Raw genomic sequence first — 455 nt, forward strand, 5'->3', positions numbered from 1 at the left:
GGATATTACTTTTGATTCTTCGTTTCCGGTTGTATTGTCGGATCTCCCGGGCATCGTAGGCTGCATCTGCGGAGATGATCCTGGGACGAACTTGCACCTCGGGAATCTCAAATGCTTCGAGAGTTGGCTCGTAGAGCCGGGAATCATGGGTATTTGCCGGTGCAACCGTGCAGGCAAGCGGGAGGCCGTTCCGATCGACCAGAGCACTCAGTTTACTCCCGTTTACCTTTTTATAGCCATCATAGCCGGTCGATCCCCTTTTTTTGCTTGGATATCTTTGGTATCGGTCGCACAGTGTGAGAGATCGATTTTTTTGATCTCGTAGCCAGATTGAAGAAGGTCGAGGAAGATCGCCTGGTACACGCCTTTCTCGCAGAGTTCGAGGTGGTACCGGTGAACCGTCGATTTGGTGCCGTAGTTCGCTGGAACATCGAGCCAGGAGCATCCGGTGGTCA

2 protein-coding genes are annotated in these 455 nt (G+C 52.3%); both read right to left on the reverse strand.

Going from position 1 to position 455, the window contains the following annotated elements:
• Positions 1–331, reverse strand: a 331-nt coding sequence (locus tag L21_RS14625; RefSeq protein WP_394329529.1) for a transposase, incomplete at its 3' end; no start/stop codon positions are given.
• A partial coding sequence (locus L21_RS14475) for a hypothetical protein (RefSeq protein ID WP_256713039.1) occupies positions 223–455 on the reverse strand: 233 nt, incomplete at its 5' end. The genes L21_RS14625 and L21_RS14475, both read right to left, overlap by 109 nt.

The sequence above is a fragment of the Methanoculleus chikugoensis genome (assembly GCF_900095385.1).
GTDB classification, from domain to species: Archaea; Halobacteriota; Methanomicrobia; order Methanomicrobiales; family Methanoculleaceae; genus Methanoculleus; species Methanoculleus chikugoensis_A.